18 protein-coding genes are annotated in these 25035 nt (G+C 33.9%); 6 read left to right on the top strand and 12 right to left on the bottom strand.

Annotation, left to right across the window (positions count from 1 at the left end; translation table 11 throughout):
• Positions 1 to 25 precede the first annotated feature (25 nt).
• Positions 26 to 1231 carry an AbiH family protein gene (locus ACNQGG_RS09935; RefSeq protein ID WP_417963538.1) on the bottom strand — a complete coding sequence of 402 codons (1206 nt, stop codon included), beginning with the start codon at positions 1229 to 1231 and terminating at the stop codon, positions 26 to 28.
• Positions 1232 to 1358: 127 nt separating this feature from the next.
• On the opposite strand from ACNQGG_RS09935, the gene ACNQGG_RS09930 reads away from it, so the two are divergent.
• Positions 1359 to 2141, top strand: a complete 783-nt coding sequence (locus ACNQGG_RS09930; protein WP_417963536.1) for an alpha/beta fold hydrolase — start codon at positions 1359 to 1361, stop codon at positions 2139 to 2141.
• Here ACNQGG_RS09930 and ACNQGG_RS09925 read toward each other — a convergent pair.
• The 4 genes from ACNQGG_RS09925 to ACNQGG_RS09910 all read right to left on the bottom strand — a co-directional run bounded on the left by ACNQGG_RS09925 (position 2138) and on the right by ACNQGG_RS09910 (position 10943).
• Positions 2138 to 4915: a PD-(D/E)XK nuclease family protein gene (locus tag ACNQGG_RS09925; protein WP_417963534.1), complete on the bottom strand. Its 2778-nt coding sequence runs from the start codon at positions 4913 to 4915 to the stop codon at positions 2138 to 2140. The genes ACNQGG_RS09930 and ACNQGG_RS09925 overlap by 4 nt on opposite strands.
• 63 nt (positions 4916 to 4978) lie before the next feature.
• Positions 4979 to 6409 (bottom strand): OmpA family protein, encoded by a 1431-nt coding sequence (locus ACNQGG_RS09920; RefSeq protein WP_417963532.1) that lies wholly within the window; start codon positions 6407 to 6409, stop codon positions 4979 to 4981.
• Between the two features lie 133 nt (positions 6410 to 6542).
• On the bottom strand, positions 6543 to 7736 hold the full coding sequence (gene kbl / locus ACNQGG_RS09915) for a glycine C-acetyltransferase (RefSeq protein ID WP_417963530.1): 1194 nt from the start codon (positions 7734 to 7736) through the stop codon (positions 6543 to 6545).
• Positions 7737 to 7781: 45 nt separating this feature from the next.
• A complete protein-coding gene (locus ACNQGG_RS09910) occupies positions 7782 to 10943 on the bottom strand; it encodes a UvrD-helicase domain-containing protein (RefSeq protein ID WP_417963528.1) in 3162 nt (1053 codons plus the stop codon).
• A 231-nt stretch (positions 10944 to 11174) separates the two neighbouring features.
• Here ACNQGG_RS09910 and rbfA point away from each other — a divergent pair, with 231 nt between their 5' ends.
• Positions 11175 to 11567 carry a 30S ribosome-binding factor RbfA gene (gene rbfA, locus ACNQGG_RS09905; protein ID WP_416848374.1) on the top strand — a complete coding sequence of 131 codons (393 nt, stop codon included), beginning with the start codon at positions 11175 to 11177 and terminating at the stop codon, positions 11565 to 11567.
• 3 nt (positions 11568 to 11570) lie between these two features.
• Complete coding sequence (locus ACNQGG_RS09900) at positions 11571 to 12770, top strand: ABC transporter permease (RefSeq protein ID WP_417963526.1); 1200 nt, start codon at positions 11571 to 11573, stop codon at positions 12768 to 12770.
• A gap of 90 nt (positions 12771 to 12860) precedes the next feature.
• Here ACNQGG_RS09900 and dusB read toward each other — a convergent pair whose 3' ends face one another.
• Positions 12861 to 13853 (bottom strand): tRNA dihydrouridine synthase DusB, encoded by a 993-nt coding sequence (gene dusB, locus ACNQGG_RS09895; protein WP_417963524.1) that lies wholly within the window; start codon positions 13851 to 13853, stop codon positions 12861 to 12863.
• 293 nt (positions 13854 to 14146) lie between these two features.
• On the opposite strand from dusB, the gene lepA reads away from it, so the two are divergent.
• Positions 14147 to 15943, top strand: coding sequence for a translation elongation factor 4 (gene lepA / locus ACNQGG_RS09890; RefSeq protein ID WP_417963522.1), 1797 nt, complete (start codon positions 14147 to 14149; stop codon positions 15941 to 15943).
• Positions 15944 to 16043: 100 nt separating this feature from the next.
• Here the strand turns inward: lepA and ACNQGG_RS09885 are convergent, their stop codons facing one another.
• Complete coding sequence (locus tag ACNQGG_RS09885; RefSeq protein ID WP_417963520.1) at positions 16044 to 16976, bottom strand: 1-phosphofructokinase family hexose kinase; 933 nt, start codon at positions 16974 to 16976, stop codon at positions 16044 to 16046.
• Positions 16977 to 17083: 107 nt separating this feature from the next.
• Between ACNQGG_RS09885 and thiL the strand changes: the two genes are divergently transcribed.
• Positions 17084 to 18130 (top strand): thiamine-phosphate kinase, encoded by a 1047-nt coding sequence (thiL, locus tag ACNQGG_RS09880; protein WP_417963518.1) that lies wholly within the window; start codon positions 17084 to 17086, stop codon positions 18128 to 18130.
• A gap of 66 nt (positions 18131 to 18196) precedes the next feature.
• On the opposite strand, the gene ACNQGG_RS09875 is transcribed toward thiL, so the two are convergent.
• The 5 genes from ACNQGG_RS09875 to ACNQGG_RS09855 all read right to left on the bottom strand — a co-directional run bounded on the left by ACNQGG_RS09875 (position 18197) and on the right by ACNQGG_RS09855 (position 24241).
• Positions 18197 to 18892, bottom strand: a complete 696-nt coding sequence (locus tag ACNQGG_RS09875) for a response regulator (protein ID WP_417963516.1) — start codon at positions 18890 to 18892, stop codon at positions 18197 to 18199.
• Positions 18889 to 20946, bottom strand: a complete 2058-nt coding sequence (locus ACNQGG_RS09870; RefSeq protein ID WP_417963514.1) for a tetratricopeptide repeat-containing sensor histidine kinase — start codon at positions 20944 to 20946, stop codon at positions 18889 to 18891. Before ACNQGG_RS09870 ends, ACNQGG_RS09875 begins: the two co-directional genes overlap by 4 nt.
• Before the next feature lie 107 nt (positions 20947 to 21053).
• Positions 21054 to 21335, bottom strand: a complete 282-nt coding sequence (locus tag ACNQGG_RS09865) for a 3-oxoacyl-ACP reductase (protein ID WP_417963512.1) — start codon at positions 21333 to 21335, stop codon at positions 21054 to 21056.
• 173 nt (positions 21336 to 21508) lie between these two features.
• A complete protein-coding gene (locus ACNQGG_RS09860; protein WP_417963510.1) occupies positions 21509 to 22321 on the bottom strand; it encodes a LytR/AlgR family response regulator transcription factor in 813 nt (270 codons plus the stop codon).
• 378 nt (positions 22322 to 22699) lie between these two features.
• Positions 22700 to 24241, bottom strand: coding sequence for a glycine--tRNA ligase (locus tag ACNQGG_RS09855; protein ID WP_417963508.1), 1542 nt, complete (start codon positions 24239 to 24241; stop codon positions 22700 to 22702).
• A 97-nt stretch (positions 24242 to 24338) separates the two neighbouring features.
• Between ACNQGG_RS09855 and ACNQGG_RS09850 the strand changes: the two genes are divergently transcribed.
• Positions 24339 to 25022, top strand: a complete 684-nt coding sequence (locus tag ACNQGG_RS09850) for a ComF family protein (protein WP_417963506.1) — start codon at positions 24339 to 24341, stop codon at positions 25020 to 25022.
• The last annotated feature ends 13 nt before the right edge of the window (positions 25023 to 25035 follow it).

Here is a 25035-nt window from a genome sequence, read left to right as displayed (position 1 = left end):
CTTTCAGAAATGGGAGCCATTTTTTTTATAAACAGAAAACGGAATCTCCACTAATAAAAATTTCACGATTCAATTCACGATTAATATTTTCATTATTTAATTCAACAAAACAAAGTCTATTCTCTTTATTCATATTTACAATAAGATTTGTGTTTATTATATTTAATAAATTTTTTAATTTATGCTCCTTATCTTGAGTATTATAATAAAAAACTATTATTTTTGATTTCAGAGTAAGGTCAAAATCTAAAAACTTAAATAGATCACAAATATATTCTTTATCAGATTCGTCTAAAGAGTGACCAATTATATAAAAAATTGTCTCATCAAGTTTACTTGTTTCTTGTTTTGGTATTTCTATAAATTTTTTATTGCAGTTTTTATTTACTTTTTGATAATATTTAGCAAAATCATACATTTTACCTATCTTAAATCCTTGAGGGATTTCATTAATTCCCAATACTAAATTTTGATTTTTATCATTACCAATTTCACCATGTAAAAAAACAATTCTAGATTTTTCAACGTTATAAATTTTTTCAATAGTTGGAGTGTAATTAAATGTATAAATTTCATTTATCAAATTAAATTGAATTAACTTTTTCTGTTTAATTTCTTTATAAAAAACACCAACAATATCAATTAGATACCTGTTGAAAATAACAATAAATTGTTCTAATGAAATCGCTAATCCATTATGTATTGCTTTTTCATTGACTTTCTTCTTATTAAAATCCAAATACTCTTTTCTAATAACTACATCGTAAGATTCATCATTATCTATAAATCCTAAGATTTTTAAGTCAGTATAAATATTTAATGCCTCCTTATTATAATAATGAAATTTAACATGATTTATCCTCAAATCATTAAAAATAGTAGATATATCATTCAGTACTTTTTCAAATTCTGTTTCAAAATCAATCCATGTTTCTAATTCGAGTATAGGTTTAAAATAATTATACCAGTTATTATTATTTATCAATTCTTTTAATTCCTTAATTTTTTGACTGCTGAATTTAATATTCTCGACTTTATAATTATCAATAATTAATTCATAATCATTAATAAATCTTTCTTTAAAAACATTCCCAAATAATTCATCAAAAGAAATTTCTTTATCACATTGAGTTTTTTCAATAGTCTTCATTATCGACATAAAATGTCCATACTTTGTTGGCAAATGATGAAATAAATCAAATCCGTTTCCTGTAATTAAAATCTTAGCCATATTTATAAAATGCTTTTCTCAAATATACTATTTTTAATACAAGCGTATTCATGAATTGCTTATATCAGCTATATTTCTTAAATGGTTAAAAAATAAAAGTGTTATTTTTGTAGACTAAATTTCCATTTTGAAACAAATTCTCTTTAAAAACACCTCTATCTCCTATTCCGATACCGGGAAAGGAACCGCTATTGTCTTGCTTCATGGTTTCCTAGAAAACAAAGGCATGTGGGATTTTTATATTCCGGAGTTTGCTAAAAAGAACCGCGTCATTACCATTGATTTATTGGGACATGGCGAAACGGAATGTTTGAGTTACGTGCAAACGATGGAAGATAATGCTGATGCAGTTCACGCTGTTTTATCGGAATTGCGAATTAGGAAAGCTATTTTTGTCGGGCATTCTATGGGCGGTTATGTGGCTTTGGCTTTCGCCGAATTATATCCTGAGACTGTAAAAGGACTGGTTTTATTAAATTCAACAACAAGAGCCGATAGCGAGGAGCGAAAAATAAATCGGGATCGAGCTATCAAAGCGGTAAAACAATCTTTTATGAATTTTGTTTCACTGTCTATCGCTAATTTGTTCAGCGAATCCAATCGAGAAAGACTTTCGTCAGAAATTGAAAGAGTAAAAAAAGAAGCCTTAAAAACGCCACTTCAAGGAATCGTTGCCTCACTCGAAGGAATGAAAATAAGAAAAGACCGGGAAGTTTTATTACACCTCACACCCTATCCAAAGCTATTAATTCTAGGCGAAAAAGATCCTGTTCTAAATTACGAAGAGACTAAAGAACAATTAGAAAACACTACTGTACAATTCGTAAATTTTCCAGACGGACACATGAGTCATATTGAGAATCAACAGGAATTATTGAAAGTATTGTTGGCTTTTTTTAAAAGTATCTAAATTATTTTCTCTTCAAAAGGAATATTCTCATCTAAAATTTCACTCAACAAAACGACAATCTGTTCGAGATAATTACTCAAAACTTCTTCATTTATAATTGAATTAACCTCTTTGTCTTCTTTAAAATTAAACGGAAGAAAACCTGCTTTCAAATTTTTAAAAGAAATAATTCCCGCTTCAATTGACTTTCCTTTAGCTTCATGCTCATACATAAACGCATAAGCCAGAACCTGAATGATTTTGTCGCTTTTAATATCTTCCGTTAATCCTTTCCAAGATTTCAAAGTGACACTTGCCTTTTCAACTTTACCCGTTTTGTAATCGATAATTCTAATGATTCCATTGCGCTCTTCAATTCTATCTACGTTTCCTTTTATCAATACTGGAAAAGGCAAATTAGGATGATTTAAAGTACGTCCGAATGTTTGTTCCAAAGCGATGATTTTGATTGCATCACCATTCTTAATACTTTCCAGTTCCACTTTCAGGAAATTTGAAACGTTCCGTTTCGCCACTTCAAAAGCCAACAAATTTCTTCCTTTTTTAATTTCACCTTCTTTATAAACCAATTTGAATTGTTGGAGAACCTCAGCATCAATTTGTTTGAAACAATTTAAAATATTACTTTCCGAAATGAATTTTCCAATGAACGGTTCGTAAAGTACTTTCAAAGTTTCGTGAATAATGGTTCCCAACGTGTTTAGTGCAATATTTTCCTCAACCTCTTCGACTTCGCTGATGCGTAAAATCTTCTGGAAATAAAACTGAATCGGATTCCGAATATAACTCGTCAATGCGGACGGAGAAAAACCTTTTTCGGCTATTTCTTTCAATCGCACCATAACACTCTCCGATTTTGGAATTACCATTGGCTGATATGCCGTTTCAGGTAAAACAGCATTATAAATTTCATGCGTAAGCGTATGATTATCTTGTTTTTCGACTTCTAACTGGGTAATGAATCGGCTTTTTTCACCTGCATCCAAACCTTCACTTTCGGTATTATACAGCAAGTAAACGTTTTTGGCGCGTTGCAACAAATGATAAAAATGATAGGTATAAATAGCATCTTTTTCTTTGAATGTAGGCAAACCCAATTCGCGTTTCACATCATACGGAATAAAAGAATTCTGCGATTTCCCAGCCGGAAATTTACCTTCATTCATCGAAGTAACAATTACAGTGTCAAAATCCAAAACACGACTTTCTAAAACCCCCATAATCTGCAAACCATTCAAAGGCTCTCCTTCAAAAGAAACTTCGGCTAAATCAATAACTTGTTTGTAAATCGCATAGAGTGTTTCTATTTTATCAATATGTTCGTGCTTGGAATAGTAATTAATCAGTTTATTGATGACTTTGAAAATGGCAAAGACAAAAGCTTTGGTGATTTTTTCTTCCTCGTTATCATTACTTAAATTTTCTTTTATGATTTGCAATAATTTAGAAATTGTCCCTAATACCGGAATCGAACCATGTTCCCATTTTTGGAATAATAGAAGAAACAATTCGCTTGGAATTACATTCAATTCCGTCAATTTATGATGGGTGATAAATGTGTAATTGTTTTGATTAATCACCTTAACTAATACATTCGTATTTGCATACGGTTCCACCAAAGGATGCGTCAAAATATCCAATACATCTTTGTAATACAACACATAGCTTTTGGCATTTCTGGACAAAGCATTCGTGTGCATTTTAAACAGTTTGGCAATCAAAATCTGAGCTGGATTGTTCTTACTCGAATAACCCATCGTAATATTTAAAGCACCAACGCTTGACGGTAACGAATATAAAAGTGGCACCAAAAGATTTTCCTCGCCAAGTACCACCGCTACTTTATCAAGCTTGCCGTCTGTCCCGAGACTTCGGGATTCATTGATGACATTTTCAATAATACTTCCGGCTATTTTGGCTTGACCAATCGTTTTTGGTGTTCCAATAACTCGAATATTTTTAGTCTGCGAAAAATCATTTACAATCCATTCAAAAGGATGTAGCTTATAATGTTTCCAACTTTCTTTGAAACGGCGCACAAACAGTCCTGCATCGTGATACGGATCGTTTAGAAAGGTTTGATCAACATCCCAATATATTTTGGCTTGATCAGAAGCAATAAGGTGTTGGATTATTTTTTCTTCGGCAGCATTCAGTGCATTAAAACCCGCAAACAGGAATTGCTTATTTTGTACTGAATTTGAAAAATGGTTTAAGTTGTTTACCGCTTCACGATAAATCAAACCTTGATAACCGATTCCTTTATTCAATAAATGACTATAAAGTGATTGATAATAATTGGGCAGTAGTTTCCAAAAATCAATGTATTTTTCTAATAAGGTAGTTTTATTTTCGACTTCAATTCCCCATTTTTTGATATCTTCAATATCCTTCAGATACGAAAGGACATGGGATGGCTCCAATAAATACCGGTCAATTTCATTAAAATCCTGTAATAGTGTTTTGGCCCAATTAGCAAACAATTCGAATGATTGTTGGCTTGCTTTATCAGTAACAAATAGGTAGACTTCATAAAATTCAAATAATAGCTCAATCGGATCAATAGTACGAATGCTTGCTATGTCTTGAACAAAGTCTTCAATACTTATAATTTCAGGAGAAAGTATGTTTGTGGTTACCTGATTTTTCAGTGCTTCAATTAAGAATATTTTTGCTCTTTTGTTTGGTAAAACAACAATCGTATTGGATAGATTATTTGAATATTTTTCAATTAAAACGGCGGCTATTTTATCTAAAAAAGAAGTATTTGTCATTCTATAAAAATAAAAAAAACGCCCCGATAAATCGAGGCGTTTTATAAATATTTTAGAAAGAAATTATTCTTTAATCAAAGATATTTCAACTCTTCTGTTCATCGCTTTACCTTTTGCAGTTTTGTTAGTTGCAATTGGTTTAGTTTCTCCAAAACCTGTAGATCTAAGTCTATCAGCAGCAATTCCGTTTTCAATTAAATAATTTTTAACTGCAGCAGCTCTGTTTTCAGATAACGTTTGGTTAAGTTCATTACTACCATCACTATCACAATGTCCTTCGATCATGAATCTTGAATAAGGATATTCTTTTAAGATAGAAGTGATTGATTGTAAGACTGTGTAAGTTCCTTTTTGGAAAGTAGATTTACCAGAATCAAACAAGATTATTTTACCATAGTTATTTAAAGTTTTCATAACTTCTTCTGAAACTTCTGGACAACCTTGATTAGCAACAGTTCCTCTTACATCTGGACATTTATCATCTTTGTCTAAAACACCATCTCCATCAGTATCTGGCCAAGGACAACCTGCGTTTTCTTTAGGACCTGCAACTGTTGGACATTTGTCATCTTTATCAGCTACTCCATCTCCATCAGAATCTGGACAACCTTTTAATGCAGCTAAACCAGCAACTTCTGGACAAGCATCATCTTTATCAGCAATTCCATCTCCATCAGTATCAGGACATCCGTTCAATGCAGCTAAACCAGCAACTTCAGGACAAGCATCAGCACTATCTTGAATTCCATCTCCGTCTGTATCAGGACAACCGTTGAATTCTTTTAAACCAGCAACTTCTGGACAAGCATCATCTTTATCATATATTCCATCACCGTCAGTATCTTTACCTCCAAATTTGAAGATAAGACCTGCAGTATGTTGGAAATAAGAAGGAGCATCAAGTCCATTAACACCTTCTCTATCTCCAAAAGATTTTTTGTAAGTTGTTGTTAATGAAAGCCCTATGTTTTCAGTAAACCAGATATTCAATCCAGCACCTGGATTAACAGTTCCATAACTCTCTTTTCCTAGGAAAGTATAACCTCCACCAACAGCTAAAGACGGATCAATTACTTTAGATTTAATCAAGCTCATGAAACTATATCTAACTGTACCATCAATACCATAATACATTAAATCTCCAGGATTAGTTACTATGTAACCACGAGAATCATGACCAACGGCAGTTGGACGAAAATAAACTGCTTTTGTGATTTTATTTACCGACCCAGAAAGTCCAAAAGTAAAATTGTCTCCTATGTATCTAGACACACTCAAATAAGATACAGAAGGAAGAATATTCCAGTTGTCTTTAACAGCGAATGGCTGAGAAAAATGTTGGTCTAACCAATTATGTCCACCACCAGCACTAGCTTTGGTGTCAATAGCATTAACTCCAAAAGAGATTGCCCATGGATTGTTACTGTCTTGTGCGTGAGAGCTTAAACCCATCACCATCATTACGGCAACTAAAAGTTTGTTAAGATGTTTCATACTTAATTTTTTTAATTACAATTTAGTTAATTACAAACAAAAGTAGCTCGTAAATTTTTAACTACAAAACGAAATGTTAAAAAAAAACAAAAAAACAGATGCAAAGTGGAAATTATACAACATTGAACAAAAATTATACAACTTTCAACATAGTCCCAACTTCAATGAAAGCACTTATTGCCTTATCCAAATGCGCTGTTGTATGTGCTGCAGACAACTGCACTCTAATTCTTGCTTTATCCTTAGGGACCACCGGAAAAAAGAAGCCAATGACATAAATTCCTCTTTTCAAAAGCTCATTTGCCATAGTTTGGGACAATTTAGCATCATAAAGCATCACAGGAACAATTGCCGAATCTCCGCCAATGATATCAAAACCAGCTTTTTTCATTCCTTCTTTGAAATAATTTGTATTCCATTCTAATTTATCCCGCAACACAGTATCTCGCTCTAATATTTCAAAAACTTTTACGGAGGCCCCAACAATGGCCGGCGCCAAAGAATTAGAAAACAAATACGGTCTGGAACGTTGACGCAATATTTCAATAATCTCTTTTTTAGCTGTTGTATAACCTCCCATAGCACCACCTAAAGCTTTTCCTAAAGTTCCCGTAATGATATCTACTCTTCCCATTACACCTTTTGCCTCGAGCGTTCCTTTTCCGGTAGCACCAATGAATCCGGCGGCATGGCATTCATCCACCATTACCATCGCATCATATTTATCTGCTAAATCACAGATTTTATCCAAAGGGGCCACAACTCCGTCCATAGAAAAAACGCCATCGGTAACAATTAATTTGAAACGAGTTCCAGCCTCAGTAGCTTTGATTAATTGTTGCTCCAAATCTTCCATATTGCTATTTTCATAACGATAGCGAGCCGCTTTACACAAACGAACACCATCTATGATAGAAGCATGATTTAAACTATCTGAAATTATTGCATCATTTTCTCCTAGCAACGGCTCAAAAACACCACCGTTAGCATCAAAAGCGGCGGCATAAAGAATAGTATCTTCTGTCCCATAAAATTCAGAAATCTTTTTTTCCAATATTTTATGGATATCTTGAGTCCCACAAATAAACCGAACTGATGACATTCCGAAACCGTGTGTATCCAAAGCATCTTTAGCAGCCTGAATTACTTCAGGGTGCGATGACAATCCAAGATAATTATTGGCACAAAAATTCAAAACTTTCTCACCTGTCGAAATAGTGATTTCTGCTCCTTGTGGTGAAGTGATAATTCTTTCTTTTTTGAAAATCCCATTATCTTCAATAGTTTGCAATTCTGACCGTAAGTGTTCTTTGATTTGTCCGTACATTTTATCTATTTATTAAAGCCGTTATTTATTCATTTCAATAGTAGTTTACAAATTTACTACATCGATTTCTTTCCCAATGTATATCAATGCCTTTTTAACTACTTTGTATCCCATTTTCTCAATAGCATCCTCATAATTCTCTAATTGTTGTTGGTATTTAACATTATGTATTCCAGTTTTGTAATCCAGCAACAATACTTCTTTGTTTTTTGTTAAAACCATTCGGTCCGGCTTGACTGTTTTTCCCTCTTTTTGAATAATCGTTTGTTCATTTAAAATTTCATTTCCTTCGGCAAAATAAATAGAAAGTTCTACATGACTGACAATTTCATGGATCGTCTTATAGACCAATTCTTTTTGATTTAGTGTTATTAATCCATTTTCAATAGATTTTGTAATCGCCAAATCAATATCGTTTTTAGTTCTTACAAAAGATAGAATTTCATGAATAACATTTCCATACTCTATGGCTTCTTGCTGTAGCGTTCCCCACATTAAAGCTTCTCGTTGTGCGATTTTTATATTCTTTGGATTCAGAATTTCTGAAACTAAAGGAATTGTTTTTGAAGTATCGACGTGTTGTTTTGCTGAAGATAATTTCGTTGCATTTCCAAATTCATATTCCAATTTATTTTCATCGAATTGGCCTTTGTTACCCAAATAATTAATGAAAAAGCTACACATATTATTTTTTGGAATTTCGCCTTTACTGGATAAATTCATGTTGGAAATCACATACAACTGCTCCTCAGCCCTTGTTAAAGCAACGTATAAAACATTGATATTGTCCAATAATTCTTCCTGCTTTTTTTGATTGTAAACGAATGATGCCTCCTCTCCAAAACCTTCCACCGCACTGCTATTATCGATTAAAACTTTAGGCAAACCAAAATCCTGTTCCTCAGCATTAAGCCATAATTTATCTTTTGGTTTTCGATTATAATCTTCTTCAGCGAAAGGAAAAATCACAACCGGAAATTCTAATCCTTTAGATTTATGGATTGTCATTACCCGAACCGCATTCGTCCCTTCGGGAGACGGAATACTGAATTTCTCCGCATTTTTATCCCAGAAATTCAAGAAATCTGAAATTCCTGCTTGATTGCGAATGTCGCGTTCTAAAACAATGTCCAAGAAATATTGAACGTAAGCATTACTAATCTTTGGGTTTAGGAATTTACTTATTATAGTTTCCACTGCTTCATACAATGATTTTTTTCTAATGTTTTGAAACGAAAGTGAAACATCGAAACTCATCAACCAATTTTCGAAATCAGTTTCCTGAAATAACGCCATTCCTTGGGCAATAAAATCATGAATTGGCAATTTATCCTGACTGTTTTGAGCTAAATATTGAAGAAAATTTGCTTTGGATTCCAAATCAGAAGTGTTTTTCAAGTATTTCAATAAATGAATAATCAATCGAACTTCGGTGGCATTTTGAATCATCAAGGTTTCCGAAGACAAAAGTGGAATACCTTGCTCCGTCAAATAGTTCGCAATCGCAATTCCCTGACTTCTTTTTCGGGTAAGAATAACAATATCTTTGTATTCAAATCCTTGTTTTAGTGATTTTTGAATGACATTTAATGTTGCCAAAACATACAAATCTGTTTTATCCAACGTTTCTTCTCCCGAAGTATCGGGATCATCCGAAGTTTCCACTTTTGGAATGAAAGAAATATTTACGTTGCCACCAGTTTTATCATTATTTTTTTGGTGGCTGTGATTTTCATACAAATCTTTATAATCCAAATGTTCGAATTCATTCGATAATAATTGAAAAAAATCATTATTGAATTCGACTATCTGCGAATAACTTCTATAATTTTTATCTAAATGCTCCAGAACTTTCTCCGGATTATTGAATGGATTCTGGTCTTTGCTCAATTCAATAAACTGCTCGGCTTTTCCACCACGCCATCTGTAAATGGATTGTTTTGGGTCACCCACTATCATCAAAGTGCCTTTTTCACCGTCAATTTCACTAGAAGTCGCATTATCAATCAGCGGAATTAAATTCTGCCATTGCATTTCAGAAGTATCCTGAAATTCATCAATAAAAAAATGACGGTAACGCTCTCCCAATCGTTCATATATAAAAGGAGCTGGCTGATTTTGGATTTCTCGATGAATAATCGCATTAAATTCTGAAATAGAAAGTACATTTTGCTCTTCCTGAATTTTGGCTAATTCATTACTTACGGTATTTAGTAATGATAATGGCGTAATGTTTTTCAGGAACGCTTTATAGAAATTTATCTTTTCGAAAGCCGTGTAAACTTTAGTAAGAATTAGCAAAAATTCAGGAATAAGGTTTTCAATAATCGCTCGATCTTTTGCCGTTTTATTGATTGCAATATCATCAAACTCATGAAAAGTTTTATTCTTGGGATTGAATTTTCCTTGCTGAATACTATTGATATGATTTGGAAAAGTCCCTCTGGAAAAAGATTTTACATCAATTCCGTTTTTATCCATTAACGTTAGCGCTTCTTCTGCAAAAATAATAGTTTGCTTTTCTAAGTCTTTACAGGCTTCGGATAGTTTATTTTTTATTTCGACAAATTCAGCGATGGATTTATCTTGAAAATGAGTGATTTCATTTCTATTATTTTCGTTTAAAACCAACCGGCCGGTTTCGAGAATTTCACGAGAAATATCCCAAGATTTGTCATCGTCAGTTTTTTCCATCGTGAAATCGATGAGAAGTTTGGTTAATATTTCATCTTCTCCAGCTTGAGCGATGATTGCATCGACGGCTTCTATTAATAAATTTTCGGTATCCAAGGTGACTTCAAAGGTCATGGGTAAATTCAAATCGTGTGCAAAGGCACGAATCACTTTATGCGTGAATTTATCGATGGTCGAAATATCAAAAGCAGCATAATTATGAATAATATGCTTGATGATTTGCTGTGATTTGGTTTTTATTTCAATGATAGAAAGTTCGATATCTATAGCCAAATCTTGCATTAAATCCTGCGCTTTTGGACTTGGTTCGTCTTTGGCAAATTCGGATAAGCTTCCTACGATACGGCTTTTCATTTCGTGAACCGCTTTATTGGTAAACGTAATGGCGAGAATGTTGCGATAAGCATCATTTTTTTTGGCAACAAGAATGATTTTCAGGTATTCTTTGACAAGCGCGTAGGTTTTTCCGGAACCTGCCGATGCGTCGTATATGGAGAAGGAAGGTCTTTGCATTAAGATTTTAGATTTCTGATTAACGATTTTAGATTTCTGATTTAGAATTAGCGTTCTAATTTCCCAAATTCCCTAGCCCTGATAGAAGCGACATCCTTATGTACCGGTGTTCGGCACATAAGATATAGCGAATAGCAGGAAATAGCTTCTAAAAACACAACTATTTTTAGGCTACTTTTAAAATTTGTCCCGAAACTTCGGGATAAAACTTAAAAGTAGTATTTTTGCAGCATGGAAACAAATAGACAGAAAAAAATAGGTGGGGTTATCCAAAAAGATTTGGTTGACATTCTGCAAGGTGAAGTGAGAAAAAACGGAGTTACAAATTTGATAATTTCGGTATCCAAGGTTGTTGTAACTTCAGATTTATCTGTAGCTACAGTACATTTAAGCGTTTTTCCTCAGGATAAAGCAAAAGAGATTTTAGAGGCGGTTAAGTCTAATTCTAAAACAATAAAACATGATTTATCACAACGTGTTCGTTTACAATTAAGAAAAGTTCCCAATTTGGTTTTCTTTATCGACGACTCTTTGGACTATATCGAAAAAATTGACAATGCCTTAGCCAACAAAGATAATCCTATAGAAAACAGAGATCTTTTGGACAAACGCAGATTTCAATAAAATTTGAATTTCCCCCTTTACATAGCCAAACGCTATATTCGTAGCAATAGTAAAAACAATGCGATCAATATCATCAATCGGATTGCCAGCATGGGAATTATTGTTGGCGCAATGGCTTTGTTTGTGGTTTTATCTGTTTTTAGCGGGTTGAAAGTTTTTAGTCTTTCGTTTACCAATGACATTGATCCCGATTTAAAAATAAGTAGTACTTTAGGAAAATCCTTTCTTATTTCTCCAAATCAGGAGAGCAAAATCAATAAAATCGAAGGTTTGGCTTCGTATACTAAAATTATTGAAGAGCGTGTTTTATTTACTTTTGACGGAAAACAGGAAGTTACGTACTTAAAAGGAGTTGATTCCAACTTTAGTAAAGTAAATGCTATTGAAAAGAAACTTTTCAACGGGCAATGGCTCAAACCGAATACCTATCAAGTAGTGGTTGGTTACGGAATTGCCCAGAAATTCTCGATGGGACTGTTTGATTTTAATCATCAGTTGGAAGTTTTAGTTCCAAAACCTGGGAAAGGAGCTATCGAAAATCCAGAACAAGCTTTTAATAAAACGGAGATTATTCCTGTTGGGATTTATGCCATCAGCGAAGACCTTGATTCGAAATATGTTTTTGCCGATTTAGGTTTAGCACAAGAATTATTGGAATATAAAACCAATCAAGTTTCAGGGATTGAAATCAAAGAAAAAGCGGGTGCTGATGAAAACGCCATCATCGACCAACTTCAAACTATTTTTAATAATACCATTACTATAAAAAACAGGGCTCAACTCAACGAATCCTTGTATAAAATGTTGAATACCGAGAACATTGCGGTGTATTTAATTTTTACTTTGGTAATTGTTGTAGCCCTTTTCAATTTGATAGGCGCATTGATTATGATGATTTTGGATAAAAAAGGAAACTTAAAAACCCTTTTTAATTTAGGAACTGAAATCAAAGATTTGCGAAAAATATTCCTGCTTCAAGGCACTTTGTTAAGTGTTTTTGGCGGAATTATTGGACTGGTTTTAGGAATTATAATTGTGTTGCTGCAACAACATTTTCAACTGGTTATGATTACACCTACACTGGCGTATCCCGTAGTTTTCTCTCTCGAAAATGTACTGATTGTTATGGGAACAATTGTTACGCTAGGTTTTATTGCTTCGCTGATTGCAAGCAGTCGCGTGAGTAAAAAGTTGTTGGAATAAGATTTTTGATCAAAAAATAAAACAAAAATTCCACTAATTTACACGAAATAACTTGTGCAAATTAGTGGAATTTTTGTTTGAAATATTTAGTTAAACAACCTCATAACCCGCATACGCTTCTTCGATTTCATTCAAAGCGGCGAACAACTCTTCCGGTCTATCTAAGGTTACTAATTGTTGTTTGTGGGGTTTAAAAGAATGAATCCCTTTGAAATAATTGGTGTAATGAGGACGCGTTTCAACAATTCCCAATCTCTCCCCTTTCCATTCCATTGCCCAAGTGAGGTGGTTTCTCACAGCTTCGACTCTGTCTACAACAGTGGGTTTTGCTAAATGTTCTCCCGTTTTGAAGTAATGTTTGATTTCGTCAAAAATCCAAGGATAACCAATGGCAGCTCGACCAATCATGATACCATCGATGCCGTATTCGTTTTTGTACTGCAATGCTTTTTCGGGTGAATCAATGTCGCCGTTTCCAAAAATAGGCATCGTAATTCTGGGATTATTTTTTACTCGGGCAATGTGGGACCAGTCAGAATGGCCTTTGTACATTTGGGCACGAGTTCTGGCGTGGATGCTCAAAGCGGCTACGCCAATGTCTTGCAAACGCTCTGCAACTTCATCAATATTAATGGAATTATCATCCCAACCCAAACGAGTTTTTACAGTTACAGGCAAATGCGTGCTGTCGATAACAGCTTTCGTTAAACGAATCATCAAATCTACATCTTTTAAAACACCGGCTCCAGCGCCTTTACAAACGACTTTTTTGACAGGGCACCCAAAATTGATATCTATTAAATCTGGGTTTACAGCTGAAACAATTTTGGAGGACATCGCCATGGCTTCTTCATCTCCGCCAAAAATCTGGATTCCGACAGGGCGTTCGTAATCGAAAATGTCTAATTTCATTCGGCTTTTGATGGCGTCCCGAATTAATCCTTCGGAAGAAATAAATTCCGAATACATCATATCGGCACCATGGGCTTTACACAACCTGCGAAAAGGCGGATCGCTCACATCTTCCATAGGCGCGAGAAGTAAAGGGAATTCGGGTAATATTATGTTGCCAATCTTGACCATCTTCATGTATTTTGGTGCAAAATTACGATTTTTAGATGAAAGGATAAAAGAAGAAAGAAGAAAGACTTAGTATTAAACCGATTAGTTTGCGAATTCGGGACTTTGAAACTGTTGAATTTAGCTTATATTTGCAGATTAATTGTCACTGTTTGGCGATTGCGTGAGGGATTGTAGCAAAAATCCTTTTCCTTTTTTCTTTAAAAAGGAAAAGATTGTAGCGGAAAGCCCGACCCTTGTGGTCACGCCCTGAAACAATTCAGGGTAAACCAAAATAAATTTGATACCAACGGAAAATGAAACATATACGGAATTTTTGCATTATTGCACATATTGATCACGGGAAAAGTACGCTTGCTGACCGATTACTTGGCGCAACACAAACGGTAACCGCTCGTGAAGAAAAAGCGCAATTGCTTGACAACATGGACCTAGAACGCGAACGTGGTATTACGATTAAGAGTCACGCGATTCAGATGGAATATACCTATAAAGGACAAGAATACATCCTGAATTTGATTGATACTCCGGGACACGTGGATTTTTCGTATGAAGTTTCCCGATCGATTGCAGCTTGCGAAGGTGCGCTTTTGATTGTAGATGCAGCGCAAAGTATCCAGGCACAAACGATTTCGAATTTATATTTGGCTTTAGAAAACGACTTGGAAATTATTCCCGTTTTGAACAAAGTGGATTTACCAAGTGCCAATCCAGAAGAAGTAAGTGACGATATTATTGATTTACTGGGATGTAAATTGGAAGATATTATTCACGCTTCGGGTAAAACTGGTTTTGGTGTAGAAAATATATTGGCAGCAATTATCGAAAAAATTCCGCCTCCATCAGGAAGTGTTGACGAACCGCTACAAGCGTTGATTTTTGACTCGCATTACAATCCGTTTCGTGGAATCGAGGTTATTTTCCGTGTGAAAAACGGACAGATTAAAAAAGGCCAGAAAATTAAATTTATGGCTACCGGAAATGAGTATTTTGCAGATGAAATTGGTACTTTGAAACTGAATCAAGTTCCGAAACAAGTCATTTCAGCGGGTGATGTTGGGTATTTGATTTCTGGAATTAAAGAAGCAAAAGAAGTAAAAGTAGGAGATACACTGACGGATGCAAAAACGCCAACAACGAATATAATTAAAGGTTTTGAAGATGTGAAACCAATGGTTTTTGCGGGGATTTATCCTGTGGATACTGAAGATTACGAGGAGTTGAGAAACTCTATGGAAAAGTTGCAGTTGAATGATGCTTCGTTGGTATTTTTACCGGAAAGTTCGGCAGCTTTGGGATTTGGTTTCCGTTGCGGATTCTTGGGAATGTTGCACATGGAAATTATCCAGGAGCGTTTGGAGAGAGAATTTAACATGACTGTTATTACTACCGTTCCCAACGTTTCGTATTTGGCTTACACCAAAAAAGATCCTACAACACCGCTTATCGTAAATAATCCTTCGGACTTGCCGGAGCCTTCTCGTTTAGACCATGTGGAGGAACCCTTTATTAAGGCAACTATCATTACCAAATCCGATTATGTGGGGAATGTAATGAGTTTGTGTATCGAAAAACGTGGGTTGATTACGAATCAAACGTATTTGACTACAGAACGCGTAGAGTTGACTTTTGACATGCCGTTGGCAGAGATTGTATTTGATTTTTACGACCGTTTAAAAACAGTTTCTAAAGGATATGCTTCGTTTGATTATACGCCAATAGGGATGCGAACTTCTAATTTGGTTAAAGTAGATATCTTGTTGAACGCTACCATTGTGGATGCTTTGTCATCTTTGATGCATGCCGACAATGCCTACTCTATTGGTAAAAAAATGTGTGAGAAGTTGAAAGAATTGATTCCACGTCAGCAATTTGATATTCCTGTTCAAGCGGCTATTGGAGTAAAAGTTATCTCTCGTGAAACGATAAAAGCATTGCGTAAAGACGTTACCGCCAAATGTTATGGTGGAGATATTTCCCGTAAACGTAAATTGTTGGAAAAACAGAAAAAAGGTAAAAAACGTATGAGACTGGTTGGAAATGTTGAAATTCCACAAGAAGCATTTATGGCAGTTTTGAAGTTGAATGATTAAAAATTATTCTAAATTCTGACCCGAGCGAAGCGAACTGGCGAAGCAATTTTAAATTATAAATGAAACCTGACGATGTGAAAATTGTCAGGTTTTTTAGTTTCTATTTATTCTTTAACCATTGAAACAATCGTTTGGCATCTTCGAATTTAAACAATTGGGTTCCTTCATTCATCGTTGCTGCCGATCCGCAAGCAACTCCCCAACGGATGACTTCTTTCAGGCCTTTATTTTCCGAAAGCGCCCAAACCATTCCACCCACCATACTGTCACCGGCACCCACAGTACTTTTTTTGGCAACATTAGGAGCAGGGACAAATTCATAGGAATCTTTGGTAACTAAAACTGCGCCTTGCGGACCAAGGGAAACCACTACAATTTCGGCACCGCCTTTTGCAATGATTTGTTTGGCGGCTTCGTTTACTTCTTCCAGTTCCAATCGCTCCACGCCTATTAATTTTGCCAGTTCTCCAACATTGGGCTTGATCATATAAACGCCAATTTCTAACGCTTTTTTTAATGATTCACCAGAGGTATCCACAATTAATTTAGCATTTGTTTTTTTTGCGATTTCTGCTATTTTTTGATAAAAATCTATTGACAAACCTTCATTCAAACTACCACTGGCTACCAAAAATTTTGGTTTAAAACTAGCTATGGTTTCTAATATTCTATTGCTTTCTTCGGTAGTAATTTGTCCTCCTGTAAATCCAAATCGGTATTGTGAATTGGTGTTGTCATCTACCGCGACAAAACTTTCTCTTGTCCAGGTTTGGACTTCGATTGCTTTAAATTCAACGGCTTCTTTACTCACCAATTCCTCCAGCATTTTACCCATTGGTCCACCAGAAGTAAACACCGCTAGAGACGTTCCTCCCAGACGAGAGATCGCCTTAGAAACATTGACTCCACCACCTCCCGCATCATAACGAGGCTCATCACATCTTATTTTTTGTTCCGGGACTAAGCCTTTAAAATGTGTGCTTTTATCTAAAGCAGGATTAACTGTAAGCGTAACTATATCAAATGCCTTCATTTTTTACAAATTTAATACTCTAAAGGTCGGATAAAATTGATACAATTTGATACAAATCAAGGCGAATATTTCTTTGTATATTTGCAACCTCAAAACAATGAAAAAAAATGATTGAAGATAAAACCCCACAACGTACAAGTATTGCTCAATTAGGAGAATTTGGATTGATAGACCATTTGACAAAAAACTTTGAAATAAATCAACCTTCTACATTAAAGGGAATTGGAGATGACGCTGCTGTTTTGGATTTCAAAGACAAAAAAGTAGTCATTTCAACTGATTTATTAATTGAAGGCGTGCATTTCGATTTGGCTTATATGCCCTTAAAGCATTTGGGTTATAAAGCTGTCGTAGTCAATGTTTCTGACATTTGTGCGATGAATGCAAAGCCAACGCAAATCACGGTTTCCATTGCGGTATCTAACCGTTTTCCTTTGGAAGCATTAGATGAATTATTTGCAGGAATAACGCATGCAGCACGTGAATATAATGTAGATGTTATAGGTGGCGACACCACTTCTTCCCAAAAAGGATTAATCATCAGTATAACAGCTCTTGGCGAAGCTGATGAAGAAGAAATCGTTTATAGAAACGGTGCCAAAGAAACTGATTTATTAGTGGTTACAGGCGATATTGGAGCTGCTTATATGGGGTTGCAAGTTTTGGAAAGAGAAAAGCAAGTTTTTCAGGTTAATCCAAATTCACAACCGGATTTAGATGCGTATACCTACCTAATAGAACGTCAATTAAAGCCAGAAGCGCGTAAAGATGTTCGTACTTTATTGCACGCTTTAGAAATAAAACCAACATCAATGATTGATATTTCTGATGGACTCTCATCGGAGATTATGCATTTGTGCAAGCAGTCTAAAGTGGGTTGTAATTTATATGAGGACAAATTACCAATCGATCCACAATTTATTAATGTTTGTGAAGAATTCAACATCGACAGTACAACTGTTGCAATTAATGGGGGAGAAGATTACGAATTGCTTTTCACCATTGCTATGGAAGACTTTGAAAAAATAAAAGGCAATCCAAATTTCACGATTATTGGTCACATGACACAAGAAAGTGAAGGCATTCATTTAGTTACTCGTGCCAATACAAAAATTGCTTTAAAAGCGCGTGGTTGGGATGCTTTGAGCGAATAGAAATCTCTAAATTAAACAAGGAACGACACCTGAAAAGTGTCGTTTTTGGCTTAAAGTACATTCTAGCTAAAAAAGCAATCCTTGATTTTTTGCCTCGCGAATTAAATCAATATCGCTCCCATCTACAATTTTTAGTAATTCTTTTAGGTTTAATTTTCTTCTTTCTATTGCGCCCAAAGATATTGGAATGTATTGCGGAATCTCATTCAGCTTCGTACCTTTTGACAAATGAAATAAAATTTGTTTATCAAATTGATCAATCTCTATTGTATCCTTTTCTGCCAAGTCTAACATTTTTTGAACAGATTGACTGTAATAGATTTTATTATTTATGACTTTATCAAAAGCAAAAAGTAATTCATCAAATGTCAAATCATTTTTTATTACTAATCCATTTGGGTTTATAGTACTTATAATCGTTTTTATCTTTAACAATTCAGTATACATAGTCAGCAAAATGATTTTGCAAGTAGGCATGGTTTCATTAATCAACTTAGCCAAATCCTCTCCAGTATAAATACCTTTTTCTTCATAAGGCGGCATGCTAATATCCAAAAAAGCGATGTCAAAAGCTAAAGTATCAGGATTTGTAATCAAATCATATGCTGATTTACAGTCTTTAGCCTGACTAATAAAAAAATCAAATTCCTTAGGATTATATCTTGTTATCGCATTTTTATACCCTTCAATAATAAAAGGGTGATCATCAACGATTAATATATTATTTTGAATCATTGTCTTTTCAGTTGAGGCAATTGTCATTTCTCTGTAAGTATTTGTTTCTGTTCTATTGGGACTGTAATTGTAATGGTTGTCCCTTCTCCTATATTTGATTTGATTTCTACCGTTCCATCACATTCTTTTGTTCGGGATTGTATGTTCTGTATACCAATACCTCTTTTAGCCTTGTTTACATTAAACCCAATTCCATCATCTTTTATTGACAAAAATAAATCATCTCCTCTTTTCTTAAGATCGACTTTAATAGTATTGGCATTCGCATACTTATTAATATTTTGTAGTGACTCCTGAATAATTCGGTATAAATTTATTTTGACTGCATTACTTAACGACTCCCATTTTATAGCTGGATCAATAATCGTAACTAATTTTGGTTCAAATGTCTTTTTTTGTTCTTCAAATAAATTATTTACAATCGCAACGAAGTTATTAATTAATTCTGATTTTTCTCTATTCAAATCATGTGAAATTTCACGAATATCCTGCTCTATATTTTTTAACTCTGATAAATAACTATTTCTTTGATTAACGGCCATTTCATCGTTGAATTTATTTAAACCATCTAAGTTCATTCGCACTCCAAACATTCTTCCCAATACCCCATCATGCAACTCTTGCGCAACTCTTTTTTTCTCTACAACCCTATTCGTTTCTATAGTGCTTTGCTGGGAAATCATTAAATTATAGATTTCTTCATTGACTTTTTGTTGCTCTTGTTTGAACAACAACTCTCTATTCTTCGTTTTTTGAGCTTTAATAATATATAAAAAAAGACCCAACATAGTAAAAGCGCTAAACCCAAATAACAAATTCCTGTTTTTGGTTTCCAAGCTTGTATTCTCTCCTTTTATCTGATCCGTTTCATATTCTATTCGGGAGAATTTATCGCCCATTTTACGCTCTGCTTTTTGTAAATTTTCATTGATGTGAATGTATTCCTTTGAATAAACAGATGCCTTTTCAGGCTCAATAATACCCAATTGTTTTAATGCCACTAAAATATCACGAGGATTATTGGTCGTTCGGGATAACAAAAGTGCTTCTTTAGAATATTGCAATGACTTTACTACATCCTTTTTAGAAGCGAAATATTCGGACAAATGGATTTTATTAATAAAAATCCCTGTCGTCAATTGAAGGCTATCCCTTAATTTTAACGATTGATAAAATAATTCTGGGAGATTATCTGAATCTTTCAATTTAAATTTTGAATAGGCCAAGTTATCTAACAACATGGTATAAACGTATGGCTTTTGGATTTTTAAGTTTTTTTGTTCCAATCCTTTTTGAAAATAGCTTTTTGCAAGCAAGTAGTCTCTAGAATTTAAATACAGAAACCCGATATTATTATAAGTCGTAGCTTTTGACTGAAATACCTTAGGTATTATTTCATCATCACTGATTATTAATGCCTTATTATGATAGGTAATTGCATTTTCAAATTCCCCTAGCTCTCCATATATTATTCCCAGAAGATTATAAGCATCATATAAAATATTATTTATTTGCTTTTCTCCTTTAATTATTCGTAACACATTGAAAACTGATTTTTCACTCCCCAAAAAATCACCTGCCTTATATTGTAAATTAGCTTTGCTTATCAGTATTTTACCTAAATTAAAATTGTCTCCCTGTTTCACATACATTTTTTCTGCTTGATAATAAAATAGAAAAGCGCTGTCTAAAACTGCTTGAGAATCATAGTAATCTCCTAAATATGTGTAAGCCTTAATTATGTTTAAAGTATCCTTCGCACTTTCCGACTTCTCTAAAACAATATGAACCGTTTTATTAAAATCTTTCCAACTGTTTATGTTATAATACCGATTTGCAACTTTAAATAGATTAACACGGTTCAGCGAATCGTTCTCCTGATTCATGACGATATCAAAAGCTTTATAATTATATTCTTGTCTTTTTTGTCGAGGCAAATTGAAATCATTTGCTAATGAGAAATAAGATGAAAGACTGTCTTGAGAAGAAATTACAGAAATGTTTTCAGCATTTTTTTTGGAACAACCAAAAAAACCGAATAAAAGAAACAATAGTATATATATGAAGTATTTATTTTTCAATAGTTTTTAAAGAATTTTACCAAAAATAGTAAAATAAATCTATTGACATAAAAAAGGCTACCAAATAATTGATAGCCTAAATAATATTTTAAAATAAAATTAAAGTATTAGTCCACTTTTACATTTCCTCCTGTTGCCGTACCTCCAACAATATCTACTTTTACATTTCCTCCTGTTGCTGTGCCTCCAACTATATCTACTTTTACATTTCCTCCTGTTGCTGTGCCTCCAACTATATCTACTTTTACATTTCCTCCTGTTGCTGTGCCTCCAACTATATTAAGAGTAGTATCAGATTTTACAGTGTTATTATTTGTTTCTGGTGTCGTGAATGATGTTAAAATCATTACTAAAGAGAATAAACCGATTGTTAAGATTGCTTTTTTCATAATTTGGGGATTTTTATGTTGTTATGTTTTTTACTTTTTTACTTCCCTTTGCAGGAAATTCTTTGGTAAAACTACATAAGCATTCTTAAAATTTCCTACAAAAAAAGGCGTTTATGGTAGAATACAGCCGTTTGGTAGTGAATGATACTCAAATTATGGTAAATGACTATTTTTTAGATTTCCAAGTAATTACCGTTAGAGAAATCGGAAATAATAAGGTCAATATTTGCCTTATACGATTTGGAGAAAGGAAGTTTTGTAGTGGTATTTTTAATGTAACATATCGTATTTCCTGTATGAATTCTAGAAATATAATTTCGGTTTACAATATAGCTGTTGTGAATTCTGATAAAAGGAAAAGACAAAACCCCTTCGAAATGCTTCAATGTTTTGAAAGCAGTAATCATTTCACCATTATTTAGGTGTATGTCAGTAGAATTATTATCCGCTTGGAAATAGCAAATATCTTTAGCATCAATATACCTGTAATCACCATAGGATTTTATACACAGAATAAGAGGCTGCTCCTGATTTGGCGTTTCTTGCCTAACTGAAACTATAGGTTTTTCATCAAGAGTTAGGGATTGTTCCGAAAGGACTTCTTCTGTGATATTCGATTTGTTCAATTTTAAAATTGATTTTACAATATCAATACGTGCTAATGGTTTTAATAAATAATCCGCCACTTCATATTGAATAGCTTCAAAAGCCAAATCTTTCTTAGTCGTAGTAACAATAATCTTCGGGACTACTTTCAGATACCGATACAACTCATTAATGAGTATTAACGATAAATTACTTTCTTTATTAGTAGGGTCAATTTCAAGAAAAACTAATTGAGGAGTGTGTTCTAAAATAAGGTTTAAGCCATCCTTATAATTATTTGCTGATGCCACAAAAGTAAGCTCCGAAAAACTATCAGCAATGGCTTTCGTTTTCGAAACACTTTCTTGATCATCGTCAATAATAATGTACGAGTAATTCATCAATGGCTTTTCCTGGAATTATTAGGCATGACATCAGATTTCCAAAGTAAAATGCACTTCAAATTATTAAGTAATATTGGTAGTTTTGGGAAACTAATTAAACAAAAGCATAAAATATCGCATAAAAACCCTTATTTAACAGTCTAAAAATAAGCATTTAACCATTTTTTAATAGATCTTGTTAATATGTTTTTAACAAATGTTGATACATTAAGATGAAGCGCAAATAAATCCGACAAAGCGCATAAATTCTTGCTACAAAAGGAATTAATAACTATTTTCTTTCTATTTAATTGTGCTTTAAAAAAATTACGATCCTATGCAAAATAAAAAAGCTCTCCGTTTAGGAAAGCTTTTCTTATTTAAACAAAAAAATAATTACATTTTCATCAACCAATTTTTCATCGAAACTTCATTCTCAATAATCGATTTCAAATCTGTGATTTTTACACGATCTTGTTTCATTGTATCTCTATGACGAATCGTTACAGTTTGATCCTCGATAGTTTGATGATCTACGGTAATACAAAAAGGAGTTCCCAATGCATCCTGTCTTCTATAACGTCTTCCCACAGCATCCTTTTCATCGTATGCTACATTGAAATCCCATTTTAAATCATCTATGATTTTTTTGGAAATTTCCGGTAATCCATCTCTTTTGATTAACGGTAAAACTGCCGCTTTTGTAGGCGCTAAAACTGCTGGCAATTTTAGAACTGTTCTAGTAGAACCATCTTCTAATGTTTCTTCTTTTAATGAAGTTGCAAAAACAGCTAAGAACATTCTATCTAATCCTACAGAAGTTTCCACTACATAAGGAACATAATTCTGATTCAATTCAGCATCAAAATACTGTAATTTTCTACCTGAAAACTGTTCGTGCGCTTTCAAATCAAAATCAGTACGAGAGTGAATTCCTTCTAATTCTTTGAATCCAAAAGGAAAGTTAAATTCAATATCAGCTGCTGCATTCGCATAATGTGCTAATTTCTCATGATCGTGAAAACGATAATTCTCTCTTCCTAAACCAAGCGATAAATGCCAGTTTAGTCTTGCGGTTTTCCAATGTTCGTACCATTTCATTTCATCGCCTGGACGCACAAAAAATTGCATTTCCATTTGTTCAAACTCACGCATACGGAAAATAAATTGTCTTGCTACAATCTCATTTCTAAAAGCTTTTCCTGTTTGTGCAATTCCAAAAGGAACTTTCATTCTTCCTGATTTTTGCACATTTAAAAAGTTCACAAAAATACCTTGAGCCGTTTCCGGACGTAAATACAAATCCATTGCCGTATCAGCTGAGGCTCCTAATTTTGTTCCGAACATCAAGTTAAATTGACGTACTTCCGTCCAATTTCTTGAACCTGATTCCGGACAGGCAATTTCCAATTCTTCAATTAAAGCTTTTACATCTTCCAAATCTTCGTTACCAAGCGAACCCGCCATTCTTTCCAGAATTTCTCTCTCTTTGGCTTTGTACTCCATAACACGGGCATTTGTAGTCACAAATTCCTGTTCGTTGAAAGCATCACCAAAACGAGCACGCGCTTTTTCGATTTCCTTGATTGCTTTTTGATTTAGCTTTTCGGCATAATCTTCAATCAAAACATCGGCTCTATATCTTCTTTTTGAATCTTTGTTGTCAATCAATGGATCATTGAAGGCATCTACGTGGCCGGATGCTTTCCAGGTCGTTGGATGCATTAATATTGCCGCGTCAAGACCAACAATGTTATCGTTCATTTGAACCATTGCCTTCCACCAATATTCGCGTATGTTCTTTTTTAACTCTACTCCGTTTTGTGCATAATCATAGACTGCACTTAAACCATCGTAAATTTCGCTTGACGGAAAAATAAATCCGTATTCTTTTGCGTGCGAAATTACATTCTTAAATAAATCTTCTTGTTTTGCCATAATAGTGCAAAAATATAAAAAGTGAACTTAAAAAAAAGAAAATTGTTAAAGATTGAAGCACTGATTTGTCTATTTTTATAAATAAATCCTTGATTACATGTTTGAAAGCATTCTAAATCTATTTTTTCCAAAAGTCTGTTCCGGTTGCAGTTCCTTTTTAGCAGTAAATGAAAATGTGATTTGTACCGTTTGCAGACACGATATTCCATTGACAAATCATCATTTGAATCCAGAGAATGATGCATTCAAAAAGTTTTACGGAAGAATTCCTGTAATTCACACTTCTGCGTTATTTTATTTTCATAAAAAAGGAATCGTCCAAGAACTCATCCATAATTTAAAATATAAAGGACACGAAGAAATAGGAACAATTTTAGGTGAATGGTATGCTGAAGATTTGAAAACAATCGAATTATTACAATCTGTAGATGAAATTATTCCAGTTCCTTTGCATCCAAGAAAATTAAAAGAAAGAGGGTATAATCAAGTAACCGCTTTTGGAAAAGCACTTTCTTCCAGTTTAAATTTAGATTATAATGATTCGCTATTGTTTCGGAATGTGTATTCAAAAACGCAATCCAAGAAAAATTTATTGGGAAGAACGGAAGGAATTGAAACTATTTTTGATGTTTCTTTTACCGAAAAAGACCATCACAAACATTTTCTTTTAATTGATGACGTTATCACAACCGGAGCCACATTAGAAGTCTGTTCCCGTGCTTTATTGAAAATTCCTGGCGCTAAAATTAGTATCATTTGTATGGCAATGGCACAATCGTAATGTGGAAATTTAG

The sequence above is a fragment of the Flavobacterium esculini genome (assembly GCF_048284325.1).
In the GTDB taxonomy this organism is placed as follows: domain Bacteria; phylum Bacteroidota; class Bacteroidia; order Flavobacteriales; family Flavobacteriaceae; genus Flavobacterium.
The sequence above is the reverse complement of the archived record's forward strand: the minus strand, read 5'-3'. Positions and strand labels throughout refer to the sequence as shown.

Excerpts from the sequence above, each read along its gene's own strand:
- ACNQGG_RS09935 (WP_417963538.1), bottom strand. The coding sequence starts at position 1,231 with ATGGCTAAGATTTTAATTACAGGAAACGGATTTGATTTATTTCATCAT.
- ACNQGG_RS09925 (WP_417963534.1), bottom strand. The coding sequence starts at position 4,915 with ATGACAAATACTTCTTTTTTAGATAAAATAGCCGCCGTTTTAATTGAA.
- ACNQGG_RS09920 (WP_417963532.1), bottom strand. The coding sequence starts at position 6,409 with ATGAAACATCTTAACAAACTTTTAGTTGCCGTAATGATGGTGATGGGT.
- kbl (WP_417963530.1), bottom strand. The coding sequence starts at position 7,736 with ATGTACGGACAAATCAAAGAACACTTACGGTCAGAATTGCAAACTATT.
- ACNQGG_RS09910 (WP_417963528.1), bottom strand. The coding sequence starts at position 10,943 with ATGCAAAGACCTTCCTTCTCCATATACGACGCATCGGCAGGTTCCGGA.
- rbfA (WP_416848374.1), top strand. The coding sequence starts at position 11,175 with ATGGAAACAAATAGACAGAAAAAAATAGGTGGGGTTATCCAAAAAGAT.
- dusB (WP_417963524.1), bottom strand. The coding sequence starts at position 13,853 with ATGGTCAAGATTGGCAACATAATATTACCCGAATTCCCTTTACTTCTC.
- lepA (WP_417963522.1), top strand. The coding sequence starts at position 14,147 with ATGAAACATATACGGAATTTTTGCATTATTGCACATATTGATCACGGG.
- ACNQGG_RS09885 (WP_417963520.1), bottom strand. The coding sequence starts at position 16,976 with ATGAAGGCATTTGATATAGTTACGCTTACAGTTAATCCTGCTTTAGAT.
- thiL (WP_417963518.1), top strand. The coding sequence starts at position 17,084 with ATGATTGAAGATAAAACCCCACAACGTACAAGTATTGCTCAATTAGGA.
- ACNQGG_RS09875 (WP_417963516.1), bottom strand. The coding sequence starts at position 18,892 with ATGACAATTGCCTCAACTGAAAAGACAATGATTCAAAATAATATATTA.
- ACNQGG_RS09865 (WP_417963512.1), bottom strand. The coding sequence starts at position 21,335 with ATGAAAAAAGCAATCTTAACAATCGGTTTATTCTCTTTAGTAATGATT.
- ACNQGG_RS09860 (WP_417963510.1), bottom strand. The coding sequence starts at position 22,321 with ATGAATTACTCGTACATTATTATTGACGATGATCAAGAAAGTGTTTCG.
- ACNQGG_RS09855 (WP_417963508.1), bottom strand. The coding sequence starts at position 24,241 with ATGGCAAAACAAGAAGATTTATTTAAGAATGTAATTTCGCACGCAAAA.
- ACNQGG_RS09850 (WP_417963506.1), top strand. The coding sequence starts at position 24,339 with ATGTTTGAAAGCATTCTAAATCTATTTTTTCCAAAAGTCTGTTCCGGT.